Raw genomic sequence first — 13,307 nt, 5'->3', positions numbered from 1 at the left:
GACGAGAGCAAACCCATGAGTTACGCAATGTTTCAAGTGGCCCCCAGAGGGTCGAACCAAACTTACGATTGCAGCTTCCACACGCTGGCTACCGGTATTTCGCCGCGGCACAGCGACACGGTGGATGTGAAGTTCATGGTGGGTGATCTCGCGGTGGTGATCTCGCTGCCGCACGCGTCGTTCGCGGATTTCAAGAAAGCGGCGCGCAGGCCGCTGACGGATCGCGAATCCATAGAGGCCGCCGGGATGATTTTGAAAGGGCTGCTGGAACGCGGGTTATGGTCCGGCGAGGCCGAGTACCGTCCCACTAAGGAAGAATCGCTGACTGCGCTGGAGCGCGCCGCCGCCAACTCCTAACAGAGCCGCGACCGAGAGGGAGCGGGCCCGTTCAATGGTCAGACGGCAATCATCGAACTGTAATCGTCAATCAGGACCACGCCCTTGCAACCGGGTCCGCTCCCTGCCGGTCGCGGCTCTGTCGCATCACTTATCCAGTTTTTTCCGCGCGGCGGCCAGTGTACGTAGGCCGTGATGTTCCACTTCGCGCCGCGACCGCGCCGGTTTTTCTTCGGTCTCCGCCGAATCCAAGCTCATGCCTGACATCACCGAAGCCAGCACTTCATCGTAAGCCGCCTGCTTGGAAGTCTTCTTTGTTTTCGACTTTTTTTCGGGAACTTTGCCGTGCTTGTAATCGTGCGAAAAACCGCAGGTGCGGCAGCGGACTTTTGCCACCGCATCGCCCAGCAACGCCTCGACGGAGTTGTTAGTCAGCATGTGACAGCGCGTGCAGTAATCGTCAATGATGTCGCCAAGGCGGGTGGGCACGAGGTTTCCCCTATCCAATTTACGTCAACGTTACTTACCGCTGAAGCCGCCGGACTGCTCAAACTGATGAGCGAGGCGCAGTAGGCGGGCTTCGTCAAAGTGCCGCGCGAATATCTGCATGCCAACAGGCAGTTGCGTGCTGGAACCGTCCGGGTTTGCCGGAACAATACCGCAGGGCACCGAGATACCCGGTATGCCGGCGAGCGAGCCGGTGATGGTGTAGATGTCAGAGAGGTACATTTCCAGCGGGTCGGCGGTCTTCTCTCCAAGCTTGAATGCGGGAGTCGGCGCGACGGGCGTAACGATGGCGTCCACCTTCTCAAATGCGCGTGAAAAATCCTGCGCGATCAGGCTGCGCACGCGCTGCGCTTTGCGATAGAAGGCCTCGTAGTATCCTGCGCTGAGTACGTACGTCCCCAGCATGATGCGCCGCTTGACCTCCGCGCCGAAACCGTCGTGCCGCGTCTGCTTGTACATGGCATTTAGAGTTGCGGGGAGAGCCGCGGCCTGCTTATTACGAAAACCGTACCGCACACCGTCATAGCGCGCCAGATTTGCGCTCGCCTCCGCCGTGGCGATAATGTAGTAGCAGCCCACGGCGTACTGCGTGTGTGGCATGGTGATCTCCACCGTCTCGCAACCGAGCGCGTTGAGCTTGGCGATGCCTGCTTCCACTTTTGCGCGAACATCCGGAGAGAGGCCCGCCGCGAAATATTCCTTGGGCACGCCGATGCGAAATCCTTTGACACTACCCTGCAATTCGGCCAGATAATCGGGCACCGGCGCGGAGGCAGCGGTCGAGTCCATGGAATCTTTTCCGGCCATCACGCCGAGCAGCGCAGCAGTGTCCGCCACCGTGCGCGCCAGCGGACCAATGTGATCGAGCGATGACGCATAGGCCACCAGGCCATAGCGCGAGATGCGTCCGTAGGTGGGCATAAGACCTACTACACCGCAGAATGAGGCCGGCTGGCGCACCGAACCGCCCGTATCGCTGCCGAGCGAGCCGACGCACATCCCCGCAGCCACCGCCGCCGCCGATCCGCCGCTCGATCCACCGGGAACGCGATCCAGATCAACGGGATTACGCACTGCGCCATAGGCAGAGTTTTCATTAGACGATCCCATGGCGAACTCATCGCAGTTGGCCTTGCCGATGACCACCGCGCCAGCCGCCTCCAGCCGCTCGACAGCAGTGGCGGTGTAGGGTGAGATGAAGTTTTCTAGAATACTTGAGCCGCAGGTGTTGCGAGTACCCTGGATATTGATGACATCCTTCACCGCCAGCGGCACCCCAGCCAAGGCGGGCAGCGAGGTGCCCCCGGCTTTTGAAGCCGCCAGTTTGTCAATCTCATCGGCGCGCGACAAGGCGCGATCGTTCATCACCGTGATCAGCGAATTGTTGCGCGGATTCTCCGTGGCGATACGTTCGAGGGTGGCCGCGCAAATTTCCCGCGCCGAGGCCTGACGCGACTCAATCAAGCGCCGGACTTCCGGGATGGTCAATTTCGAAACATCAATATTCATCGCTCGATCACCTTGGGAACTTTGAAATGGCCCGCGCCGGACTCGGGCGCGTTGGCGAGAGACAACTCGAGTGGCAGGCTGAGCTTCACCTGATCAGAGCGCAGCGAACTGCCCTCGGCCGAGTCCGTCAAAACTTGCGACATCGGCTCTACATTGGTCGTGTCCAGCTCGTTCAGTTTCTCGACGTAGCTCAGGATCGAACTCATGTTTGCCGCGTACTCCTGCGCCTCGGATTCGGTTACTTCGAGGTGCGCCAACGCGGCCACGTAGTAAACGTCTTTCTCGGTGATCTTCAAGCGGGTTCTCTCCTGTCGGCAGATGAGGACGAAGTGGCATCTTTGCTTTGTAGCGGGGGTTGCACGAAATCAATGCGTGTGGCCACGGGCTTCCCCCAGAAGCGGGCGGTGGCGTTCAGAATGTGCTGCTCAAATGAGCCTAGCGAATTCAGCCATGCCCGGTCAGGCACGGCTACGATCAGCGTGTCGCCGCGCAGCGAGAGCGGCTTGGTGCTGGCCGCCACCGTGGAACCGACAATCGCGGGCCACAGCAGCTTCAAGGTCTCTTCGCGCCCGAGCTCTTTCTCCATCTGATCGCAAAAGCCCGGTGGCAGGAAATCGCGCAGCGATTGCATGACTTTCTCTCAGCGCCCAATAATCTATTCGTTCCGGTGGTTCTGGAATCAGGCGAACAAATTGTGCAACTACAAGGAGGCTAGTATAACCTGAATCTTGCGCTGGTTTCATGGCCACGGCGTGGCGGCCGGAGACGATTTCGCTACGCTCAGGATGACAACACTTCGGTCGGATGAACAATGGAACAAAATAATTTACAAGTTGCAGTCGGTTACCCCAAGCTGATCCTGGCATCGGCGTCACCACGGCGGCGGGAGATTCTGGCTGACGCGGGGTTGGCGTTTGAAGTCAGGGCTGCCGATATTGATGAGCGTCATCTGCCGGGAGAAAGCCCGGAGCAACTGGTGTCTCGCCTGGCGGCGAAAAAGGCTCTCGTGGTTCGGGCGGCGCTTGATCGGGCGTCGGATAAAACCCCAACTGATTGGCCGATACTGGCGGCGGACACAGTGGTGGTGATTGGCGGCGCAATACTCGGCAAGCCGGCGGTCGCCGATGAAGCTCGCGCCATGCTGGTGCTCCTATCGGGCGCGGAGCATGAGGTACTGACAGGCGTCGCGCTCCTCTTCCCCGCGACTCAGCGATCATCCAACATTCAGCTCGACGTGCGTGTGGCTTCCACACGCGTGCGGTTTCGGACTCTGTCGAAGGAGCAAATTGAGGACTACATCAACTCAGGCGAGCCTTATGACAAAGCCGGCGGGTATGGCATCCAAGGCCTAGCCGCAAAGTACGTGGAGCGTATCGATGGTTGTTACTTCAACGTGGTAGGTCTGCCCATCGCCTTGGTCTGCGCGATGCTGGAGGAACATGCGAGCACCAGCCATTCGTAGGCACACGAACGGCCACAAGCTACTTACTAGCTGTATTGGATACTGGGGACGCGGGAAAAATAATTACAAAAGTACTTAGGTCTTCGCGCCCTTGGAGGCGTCGGCCGGCTTCTCTTCATCCTTAATCGCTGCCTTGAAGCCACGGATGCCTTCGCCCAAGCCCTTTCCAATATCACCCAAACGGCGGCCGCCAAAGATCAACAAAGCTAATCCAATCATAATAACCCATTCCATTGGTCCAATTGAGCCCATGTGGTGCCTCCTTAAATCTCGTTCTGTTCCTATCCTACTATCCATTTACAGGAAAATCCATAGGTCTAGTAAAAGCATATTCAGGCATCTGGCCCCGATCACGCGTAACGTGTCCCCCAACCGCCAGTAGCGCATCCCTTCTAATTTGTTGTACGATTGAATGTTATGCTCTCCATCAACAACGTATCCATGCGCTTCGGCGCGCTTGTCTTATTTGAGGATGTCACCTGCACCTTCTTCGCCGGACGCCGCTACGGCATCACCGGGCCGAACGGTGCGGGCAAGTCGACCTTCATGAAAATCCTCACCACCGAGTTCGAGCCGACCAAAGGCGAAGTAATCCGTCCGAAGAAGATGGGCATCCTGCACCAGGATCAATTTGCGTTTGACCCGTATCGCGTCATCGACACGGTCATCATGGGCAACGTCCCACTGTGGAAAGCTCTGCAGGAGCGCGACACACTTTATGAGAAAGCGCCGGAAGAGTTGACCGACGACGATGGCATGCGCCTCGGCGAGTTGGAAGGTATTGTCGGTGAAGAGGGCGGATACGAAGCTGAATCCGATGCGGCGGCGCTGCTGGCAGGTCTGGGCATCGAGGAGAATCTCCACGAGCGCAAGATGAGCGAGATTCAGGGCGGGCAGAAAGTCCGCGTGCTGCTGGCGCAAGCTTTGTTCGGCAACCCGATGGCGCTGCTGCTCGACGAGCCTACCAACCACCTTGATCTTGATTCCGTACACTGGCTGCAGGACTATCTTGTGAAGTATGAGGGCGTACTGATCGCCATTTCGCACGATCGGCATTTTCTGAACAGCGTCTGCACGCACACCGCCGACATCGACTATCAGACCATCATCATGTACACCGGCGGCTACGACGACATGGTGGTCGCCAAGACGCAGATACGGTCGCGCATTGAATCGGATAACGCGCAGCGCGAAAAGAAGATCGCGCAATTGAATGAGTTCATCGCACGCTTCTCGGCGGGCACCCGCTCGTCGCAGGTTACTTCGCGCAAGAAGGAAGTCGAGCGCCTGCAAACAACGGAGCTGGCGCGCTCGAACATTCAACGCCCTTACATCCGCTTCGATCAGAAAAAGCAGTCGGGGCGGCATCCGCTGGAGTTCACCGGTGTAGCTAAATCGTACGACGGCGTGAATATCATTCAACCCTTCACCGCCGCCATCACGCGCGGCGAGAAGATCGCGTTGATCGGTCGCAACGGAACCGGCAAGACCACTCTGCTACGATCGCTGTTGCGCAATGCCACGGGTTATCTAAGCGGCGATGAGTCGAAGTTCCAAATCGACGCTGGCGAAGTGAAGTGGGGACATGAAGCGATAGTGGGCTACTTCGCGCAGGACCACACCGATTCCATTTCCAAGGGAACCACCGCGCTCGAATGGCTCCGTCAGTTTGATCCGGCGGCGGGCAATGAAGAGTTACGCGGCCTGCTCGGTCAGATGTTGTTCAGCGGCGACGATGCGCTGAAGCCCACCGATGCTCTGTCGGGCGGCGAGTCGGCCAGGCTGATCTTCTGCCGGCTGATGCTGCAGAAACCAAATATTCTGGTACTAGATGAGCCGACCAACCACCTGGACCTGGAGTCGATCAACGCCCTGAACATCGCGCTGCAAAAGTTTGAAGGAACGGTACTGCTGGTAACGCACGACTACGATGTGATCGACGAAGTGGCCACGCGCATCTGGCATTTCCAGACCACGCCCGGCAGCCCTATCGAGGACATCAGGGGCAACTACGCATCCTACCTGGAGGCCACGGAAGCCGCGGTCTCAGCAGCGAAATCCCGCTCCTAAAGCGCGCGATAAATACACTCCCATCTGTCATCCTGAGCGAAGCGAAGGATCTGCTGTTCCCTTCTCGACCGTGGATAAAGCAGGTCCTTCGCTGCGCTCAGGATGACAACAATTGGGATTGTTAAAGTATGTTTGGGAATATAAGGCTTGAGAATTTTGGTGGACGGCGCCGGGATCGAACCGGCGGCCTCTGCATTGCGAATGCAACACCTGATTCGACAAGCGAGTAGTTGGAGCGAGTCTAAGCGATAGTGTTTGCGAGGGTTGCCGCGCTTCCGCTCTGTTCGCATTGTACAAGCACGCAGTTAGAGAAACAAGGGGTTACACGGGCATGGGTCGGTAGGTTATGGCACAACTTGCGGCACACTCTTTGCAGAAGCCTGCCGCTTCCTCGTTGCGACGTTGCCCGTGGCTGCATTGTAACGCGGTCGGTAGGCCGTAGTAGCCCACTTTTGTACCGGCGCCGGTACAAAAGTCATGTCGTGCGCCTCGACATGAAAGCCTCGTGCCAGAAGAGGATCACTGGACAACGGCCTTCGACACGTTTTAACATAGCGCGCAGCGGCCATCATCGTTGGCACTTCGGTGATTCCCGAAAATAAGTGCGGAACCCAGTGTTTTTTGTTAAATGGGCTTTCGGCGATAGCGAAATGCAAAGAAATTGAATCAGAGGAAGCGCGAGAGAGGTGGGGAAATGAGACGTATTTGCATGCTTCGGATGGCACCGCTCCTGATTTCGGCGGTCTTACTTGTTGCTGCCGGACTCTCCGCGCAAACTTCATCCGGCCCTGATTCACCGACCGTGATATTTGGAACCGTCGCCGGGGATCGCGGCACCACCGTCAGTATTCCGGTTTATTTTGATGCGGGAAAAACCACGATTAACAAGATCTCGCTGGCCGTAGATTTCATCAGCAACAGCGTGAAATTCGACAAAGCTGATACGGGCGGCGCCGCGGAAGGCGAGGACATCACACTGAATGTTCAGTCTGAAGAACTGCTTGCGGATAGTAAAGGGCTCCCGCGAACCCGGTTGAAGATTGAAGCGTCGGCGCCGGGGGCAGGTTCCAAGCCGCTACCTGACGGCCTATGGATCTTCTTGAATTTCCGCCTTACCCCGGACGCAAAACCTTTTGCTGTAAGTTTACAGCCGAATAACGTTGTTGCCACCGGAACGACAGGAAGACCCGTGAAGGTGGCAACCGAGGCGGGCAAGGTAATTGTATCCGCTGAGGACGAGACACAGATTGGCTGCTTCTTCTTTACCCATTAGATCAGATTAATCGCCGCGTCCTAATCTCCGCCGCCACCGCCTCCGCGCTTCAGGTCTTCTGGCGTGCCACGCAGCCAGTGCGACCGGTCCTGTTGGAAACCCACCACCGGCAATCCGGCGCTATTGGCAAACGCGGGTTGCGAATAAGCGATCTTGCCGCCCACCACGGTCAGCACCGGGTCGATCTGGCCGATCTCGTCATCGGGGATGGTTAGGAAATCCCGATCGAGCACCGTGAAGTCCGCCAGTTTGCGCGGCTCGATCGAGCCGATGCGGTTCTCACGCAGCATGTATTCGGCGCTCCAGCGCGTATAAGTATAAAGCGCCTGTCGGCGGTTAATGCGCTGCTGCGGTCCCCAGACTTTTCCGTTCACATCCTTGCGAGTTACAGCGATCTCCATAGCCAGGAAACTATAGAATGTCTGCTGGTCCAGCTCCATGGTGGTCCTCAGGTTGTGATCCACCAGTCGCTTGAGTGGCACCACCACGTCCGCGGCGACTTCGCTTCCATAGAGGACCGAATACGCGCCGATATCGCCGCGCGCCCCGGCATAGACATACTTGGGGCCGCAACTGAAAAAGAGCCCCATCTTCTGCGCCCGCCGCGCGTGCTCGTCGGTCAGGAAGCGGCAGTGGTCCACTGCCCAGCGCCGTTCCGTGATATCGGGATAGACCTTGCTCATCTCCTCCATGATGTCGAGGAATTTGTCGATGCCCTTGTCGCCTCCGGTGTGCAACCCGGAGATGCGAAACCCGAACTTGGCCGCCGCGCGCAACTCCTCCGCGGTTCGGTAGTTGGGGTCTTCCAGACGGCACAGGCCGTTGGGACCGTAGAGCTGATGGAGCCAATTGGGAAACTCGGGAACCTCGCGCGGGTAGGTCTTGGTGATGCAGGAGCCGCCGATGCCGGGCACGCTGTCGATGCTGATGGGCGACAATCCGATGGCCCACAGATAGTCGTCGCCCAGCCCCCACATTTCCTTGCCGTAGCCGCCCTGGATGCCGACCATGCGGCTCATGATTCCGTCGGGATTAGCGGTGCGCGCGCTGCTCTCCAGCGAAAAAGCCATGCGGATGGGCATCTCGCCGCGGCTGTTCAGCCAGGCATAGCCAGCCACTTCCTGCGGGGCGAGGCGCGTCGAGTTGGTGGTTATGCCCGCCGCCGCCATTTCCTCCAGGCCCATCTTCAGCACCGGCCCCCAGTGGCTGGGCGCGGCCAGAGGCATGAATTCGTATTCCATCAATTGATCCGCCACGCCACTGAGCCAGCCCGTGAGGACTCCCTTGCTGTCCTTGTGCATACCGGGCAGGTCCGGGTAGCGCGCCGTCAGAATCTCGACCGCCTTGCCGTTGATGAAGCTGTCGCCGGTGGGACTGTTGAAGATGCTGGCCAGCCGAACCGGGTTATTGGGCGTAACCCGGTCCAGTTCCGCGCGCGAAATTTCGCCACGCCGAAAGGCCAGGCCGAAGGCCAGGCCGCGCAGCGAGGGCGTGATCCACTCGCCGGGCTTCTTCGAGAGAGCCATGGAGCGCAACTGCGCCAGCCCCTCTTCCTTCGTGTTCCATTGCAAAGGAGGCTCGCCGCGCCGCTCCTCGGCGGTTAACCAGCGATTGCCGAAGGTTTGTACGTGATTGTGCGTTTCGACCAGGCCAGGGATCACGGTGCGCCCGCCGAGATCAATCTTCTGAGTTTTCGTCCCGGCATACTCCAGCACCTCGGCGTTGCTGCCGATGATCAGGAACTTGCCGTCATAGACGGCGACGGCTTGCGCGATGCGAAAATTTTCTGGATCGGGGCTGTCCACGGTGAGGATTTTGCCGTTGAAAATCACCAGGTCCGCTTCCAGCGGCGTGGCCGCCGCAACGGGTCTGGCGCTAGTCACGACGATCAGCATGAGTGCGGCGATAACGAGAGTGAATCGCGAATTGAAGTTCATCATTCCTCCTGAGTTTCTTTCCCGGTCTGCAATAAAAACCCCAGTGAACCGTCATTCCGAAGACCAACGATGTTAGCCGGGCTGAGGAATCCGCTTCGCTGTCAATGCGGCAAACAGCAAAGCAGATTCCTCGCTTCGCTCGGAATGACACCTTACAGTTTACAAAAACCGCTAGAAGTTCAGCCTCAGACCGAACTGAATTTGCCGGCCTTCAGTGGTTGTATTGCTGATGTTGCCGGCGCTGCCGGAGAGGACTCCGCTGGCGTTAAAAATGCTCGCCGCCGGTTTGGCAAAGTTCGCCCGGTTAAGGATGTTGAAGAACTCCGCCCGAAACTGCATTCGCCAGGACTCCGTCAATGTCGCGTTCTTGGTTAGAGAAAAATCCCAGGTTGCCGTGCCCGGCCCGATCAGGAAGTTCTTTACCACGTTCCCGATCTCGCCTCCGGTGGCGTTGTTGGTGTTGTTGACGGGTTGCCTGGGAGCGAGGAACGCGGTGGTATCGAAGTACTTGAGCGCCTTATCCGGCCCTCCCAGAATGATCTGTTCCTTCGGGAAAGCGCTGTTCAAGATCGGAGAGCGGGTTAATCCCAGAGCGCTCAATGCGGTTGGGACGGCTGCGTTGACGTTGAAAGGCTGCCCCGTCTTCAGGCTGACAATCCCGGAAATCTGCCAGCCGGAGCTCAAGTGCCCGGCGGTGCCATGCAATCCCTGGCCACCAGGAATGTCGTAAACATAATTGGCAGACAGCACGTGAGCAATGTGATAGCCGCTGTATCCTTTGGCCGTCCGCAGGTCGGAGGCGTACTTGGGGCTGCCGCCGCCGCCGCCGGAACTATCCGTTTTGCTGTTGCTATCGGCCGTGCTAAGAGCCTTGGAAAAGGTGTAGGAGGCCTGCGTCTGCAAGCCGCTCGAGAAACGGCGCTGCAAGGAAACCATCATCCCGTTGTACCAGGAGTCCGCGGCGTTGGCGTAGTATTTGATGTCCTGGTAACGAAGATTAGGACGGGTGGCTCCGACGGGCACCTCCAGCGAACGACCGTTATAGACTAGAGCCGGCGAGTTGTATTGGCAGAAACAGGTGGCGTTTAGGCCGCGAGCACCAGCGTAGCCAATCGAAATCACACTGTTTGCGCCAATTTGCTGCTGGATATTCAGGTTGTACTGCAACGCATGGGGACTGCGGTGATTCTCATACGGTATGGCTTCCGGCGCTTCCGCGGCAGGAGCCGCCGCAATCGCCGCCAAGGCATTGGGGAAGCCTTGCGGGCTGCTAAATTGGAATTCAGGGAACAACATGTTTCGATTGGCCGCTGACCGGTAGGTTGATGGGTCATTGGGAACATAGAATAGCCCTGCGCCGCCGCGAACCGAAGTCCCGGGACCGAGCGGACTCCAGGCGAAGCCAATGCGGGGTGCGAAATCTGTCCAGGACTGGTTCTTCCAATATGGATTCCCAATGGTCTCCGAGGTATCCAACAGGTGGCGGAGATTGGCGACTTTGCCGTTGACCTCGGTGGGTACTGTATAAGGTTCCCAGCGAACACCCAGGTTCAGCGTCACTCGGTTGCTGAATTTCCAGTCATCCTGAATGTACAACGCCATGAACCACTGCCGAAAACCGCGATTGGTGTTGCCGAAGGATTCTGGGGTACCGCGATAGCTCGCCGGGTTATTTCCCTGGAGGAAATCCTGGAGCAGAGACCACGTCCATTCCCCAAACGGACGGTTCGGAGTGACCATGTTGAACTGCAGCCGCTCCATCATCCCGCCGTACTGAAGTCCGTGGCCGCCGAGCGTCCAACTCATCTCCTCCTGGAAGTTGTAGCGGTTGGTGACCCAGCGGTCAAACGGTTTGGGAGCTCCCGCGTTGGCGGTTACTCCGCTGCCCGGATTGATGCTGGCTGGAATGGTGGTGCTGGGGTTAGACACCACGCTGGGATCGCCCACAGGATACTTCCCAACATCCTGCGGGTCAATACGATTGAAATGGACCCGGACCGTATTGAGCATGCTGGGCGAGAGGATTTGCGTTTCCGAAATCGTTAGTAGCCGGGTATTCATAACCTGAGTAGTTTCGTAGCCCGGATAGCTTTCCGGGAAGGTCTTATGAGCGTTCGAACCGGTAAATCGGCCGAACCATGACATGTTGTCCGAAAGCTGGTAGTCAATCCTCCCCTGGCCATAATCGTCCTGAGCCGGAGTCCCTCCGATGAAAATGTACTGCGCCGTTCCATCCGTTGGAAACCGGGCGCCTTGCGCGCTGGGCATCGGAAATAAATTCAAGAATGGAATTACCCTTGGAGAAACGGTGAATGGAGCCACCCCCTGGATGTTCCCCCTTCGCGCGTTTTCGTCGGGAACCACGCGGTAACTCGTCTCGGATTTTGCCTCCCGCATCGCTTCATAAGACGCGAAAAAGAAGGAATGGTCGCGCTCAATGGGGCCTCCTGCCGAACCGCCAAACGAATTGCGCCGGAATTCCGGATTGCGGGGGTCGGTGGCCTGCACTTGCCGGTCAAAAAATTTCCGTGCATCCAGATCGTTGTCGCGAAAATACTCGAACATGTTGCCATGCCATTCATTGCTGCCCGATTTGGAGACGGCATTGAAAACGCCGCCCAGGGCACGGCCGAATTGCGCACCGTAACTGTTCGTCAGAACCTGAAACTCCTTCACAGTCTCCGACCCAAGCAGAGCGCCGGAAGGTCCCGACGGGAGCTGCCGATTCATGTTGTTGATGTAGCCGCCGTCCAGCAGATAGGCGTTGTCCTCGCCGCGCATGCCGCCGATGCTGAACTTCTTCCCAAATCCCACGTAGGCATTTCCCGTGGCGCTATTTTCGGCCAGGCTGACGCCGGGCTGAAGCAGGATGAGTTGCGTGATGTCGCGGCCATTGAGGGGCAAATCGCTGATGGTGGCCTCACTCACCAGGTAACTCACAGCAGATTCCCGTGTTTCGATCAGCGGCGCCTCGCCGGTAACTTCCACGGTCTGGCTGATCGCTCCCACGGTCAACTCAAAATCCACCACCGCCTGCCGGCCGACTGTCAGCTCAATGCCCCGCCGTGTTCCTGTCTGGAATCCCACCAGGCTTACCGTTACGCGATAACTTCCGAGCGGCAGCATGGCGGCCACGTACCGCCCCATCGCATCAGTCTGCGCGGACCGGGAGATGCCCGTGTCCTCGTTCAGCACCACTAGGGTGGTGGCCGGCAATATCGCTCCTGTGCCGTCTTTCACCGTTCCCGATATGGTTCCGGTAATTACCTGGGCGTTCGCTGTCATTGCGAAAGCCAGCAGTGTTATCAGGGATATCGACAGAGCTTGCCTGGTCAGCATGGAAATACCTCCTTCTCGATTCTTCTTTGGATAACGCAGAACAGACTATTTTGCCTGCCTGCGCAGCGGTGTGAGGCGCGGAAGTTGAATTGGATTGCAGGACGTTTTCAGGATTTGAGGCGCTGTGAGCAGGAATGACACAATCCACCCCCCCTAGCCAGCGGTCAACTGGATGCTGCGGAACTATTAGTTTGCACGATTGCAGCCACGGCATATTGTGTCCCGCAAGGTTCGATCAGTTGGCATCATTAGGGCGACGCTGATAGAGATTGTCAAGAAAAGATTTCTAATTGTCAACGCAAAACAGAAAGTGTCTATTGTTCGCAAAGTAGGAAGTTCCTGTTTTAGTTTTCGTTCTGTTCGGATCGGCGCTAACGGAAGGAGCCTGTCCCTGGCGAATTGTTATTTTGGGATACAATTTCATGGCGTTAGCGGGTTTTGCTAATATGCTGGGATGCGCAATCTCGTCATCCTTTTTGTCCGTGTGTTGGCTACTCTTGGTCGGCTCCTGGGGCCGAGCGGCATTCGTTCCGTGGTCGCCGAGTCCGTTCTCATTAAGCATCAACTCTTGATCCTAAATCGTTCGCGACAGCGGTCGCCAAATTTGAGCACTTGCGACGGCATCGTCAAGTTAACGCCCATTCGTCTGCTAGAGTTTAGCCGATGATCACACCTTCACCCCGTATGGTCCAAAAACTCGATCTGCTTGATTCTAAAGATCGGTGGACTCGGGCATCTGGCCCGAGCTCAGGGTGCTAAAATCTTCGGATGTCGAGCATCCTTGATCCGTTTCGGTTTCTCTTCTTGGCGTTTGCCGGCTGGTTGAACCAGCATCAACAGCACATGATCGATTACCTGGCGGAAGAGAACAGGG

At 57.6% G+C, this 13,307-nt stretch carries 11 protein-coding genes; 4 read left to right on the top strand and 7 right to left on the bottom strand.

Annotated features, from left to right (window positions below):
* The first annotated feature begins 15 nt into the window (after window positions 1-15).
* The gene (locus EXQ56_13705) at window positions 16-357 is read left to right on the top strand and encodes a hypothetical protein (GenBank protein ID MSO21484.1); all 342 of its coding nucleotides are present in this window, start codon (window positions 16-18) and stop codon (window positions 355-357) included.
* A 126-nt stretch (window positions 358-483) separates the two neighbouring features.
* Here EXQ56_13705 and EXQ56_13700 read toward each other — a convergent pair whose 3' ends face one another.
* The 4 genes from EXQ56_13700 to EXQ56_13685 are packed head-to-tail and all read right to left on the bottom strand — an operon-like array spanning window position 484 to window position 2,983.
* A complete protein-coding gene (locus tag EXQ56_13700) occupies window positions 484-825 on the bottom strand; it encodes a hypothetical protein (GenBank protein MSO21483.1) in 342 nt (113 codons plus the stop codon).
* A 30-nt stretch (window positions 826-855) separates the two neighbouring features.
* The gene (gene gatA, locus EXQ56_13695; GenBank protein MSO21482.1) at window positions 856-2,352 is read right to left on the bottom strand and encodes an Asp-tRNA(Asn)/Glu-tRNA(Gln) amidotransferase subunit GatA; all 1,497 of its coding nucleotides are present in this window, start codon (window positions 2,350-2,352) and stop codon (window positions 856-858) included.
* Window positions 2,349-2,648, bottom strand: a complete 300-nt coding sequence (gatC, locus tag EXQ56_13690) for an Asp-tRNA(Asn)/Glu-tRNA(Gln) amidotransferase subunit GatC (GenBank protein ID MSO21481.1) — start codon at window positions 2,646-2,648, stop codon at window positions 2,349-2,351. The genes gatA and gatC overlap by 4 nt, the downstream gene beginning before the upstream one ends.
* Window positions 2,645-2,983: a DUF721 domain-containing protein gene (locus EXQ56_13685; GenBank protein MSO21480.1), complete on the bottom strand. Its 339-nt coding sequence runs from the start codon at window positions 2,981-2,983 to the stop codon at window positions 2,645-2,647. The genes gatC and EXQ56_13685 overlap by 4 nt, the downstream gene beginning before the upstream one ends.
* Window positions 2,984-3,163: 180 nt before the next feature.
* Here EXQ56_13685 and EXQ56_13680 point away from each other — a divergent pair, with 180 nt between their 5' ends.
* Window positions 3,164-3,814 carry a septum formation inhibitor Maf gene (locus tag EXQ56_13680; protein MSO21479.1) on the top strand — a complete coding sequence of 217 codons (651 nt, stop codon included), beginning with the start codon at window positions 3,164-3,166 and terminating at the stop codon, window positions 3,812-3,814.
* A 75-nt stretch (window positions 3,815-3,889) separates the two neighbouring features.
* Here EXQ56_13680 and EXQ56_13675 read toward each other — a convergent pair whose 3' ends face one another.
* Complete coding sequence (locus tag EXQ56_13675; protein MSO21478.1) at window positions 3,890-4,066, bottom strand: twin-arginine translocase TatA/TatE family subunit; 177 nt, start codon at window positions 4,064-4,066, stop codon at window positions 3,890-3,892.
* 165 nt (window positions 4,067-4,231) lie between these two features.
* Between EXQ56_13675 and EXQ56_13670 the strand changes: the two genes are divergently transcribed.
* On the top strand, window positions 4,232-5,884 hold the full coding sequence (locus EXQ56_13670; GenBank protein ID MSO21477.1) for an ATP-binding cassette domain-containing protein: 1,653 nt from the start codon (window positions 4,232-4,234) through the stop codon (window positions 5,882-5,884).
* 709 nt (window positions 5,885-6,593) lie between these two features.
* Window positions 6,594-7,157, top strand: a complete 564-nt coding sequence (locus EXQ56_13665) for a hypothetical protein (protein ID MSO21476.1) — start codon at window positions 6,594-6,596, stop codon at window positions 7,155-7,157.
* Window positions 7,158-7,177: 20 nt separating this feature from the next.
* On the opposite strand, the gene EXQ56_13660 is transcribed toward EXQ56_13665, so the two are convergent.
* Together EXQ56_13660 and EXQ56_13655 are read right to left on the bottom strand one after the other, a co-directional pair.
* On the bottom strand, window positions 7,178-9,097 hold the full coding sequence (locus EXQ56_13660) for a hypothetical protein (protein MSO21475.1): 1,920 nt from the start codon (window positions 9,095-9,097) through the stop codon (window positions 7,178-7,180).
* A 168-nt stretch (window positions 9,098-9,265) separates the two neighbouring features.
* The gene (locus EXQ56_13655; protein MSO21474.1) at window positions 9,266-12,433 is read right to left on the bottom strand and encodes a hypothetical protein; all 3,168 of its coding nucleotides are present in this window, start codon (window positions 12,431-12,433) and stop codon (window positions 9,266-9,268) included.
* Window positions 12,434-13,307: the final 874 nt, after the last annotated feature.

The organism is Acidobacteriota bacterium (assembly GCA_009691245.1).
Classification (GTDB): Bacteria; Acidobacteriota; Terriglobia; order 2-12-FULL-54-10; family 2-12-FULL-54-10; genus SHUM01.
This window is presented reverse-complemented; position numbering and strand designations above follow the sequence as displayed.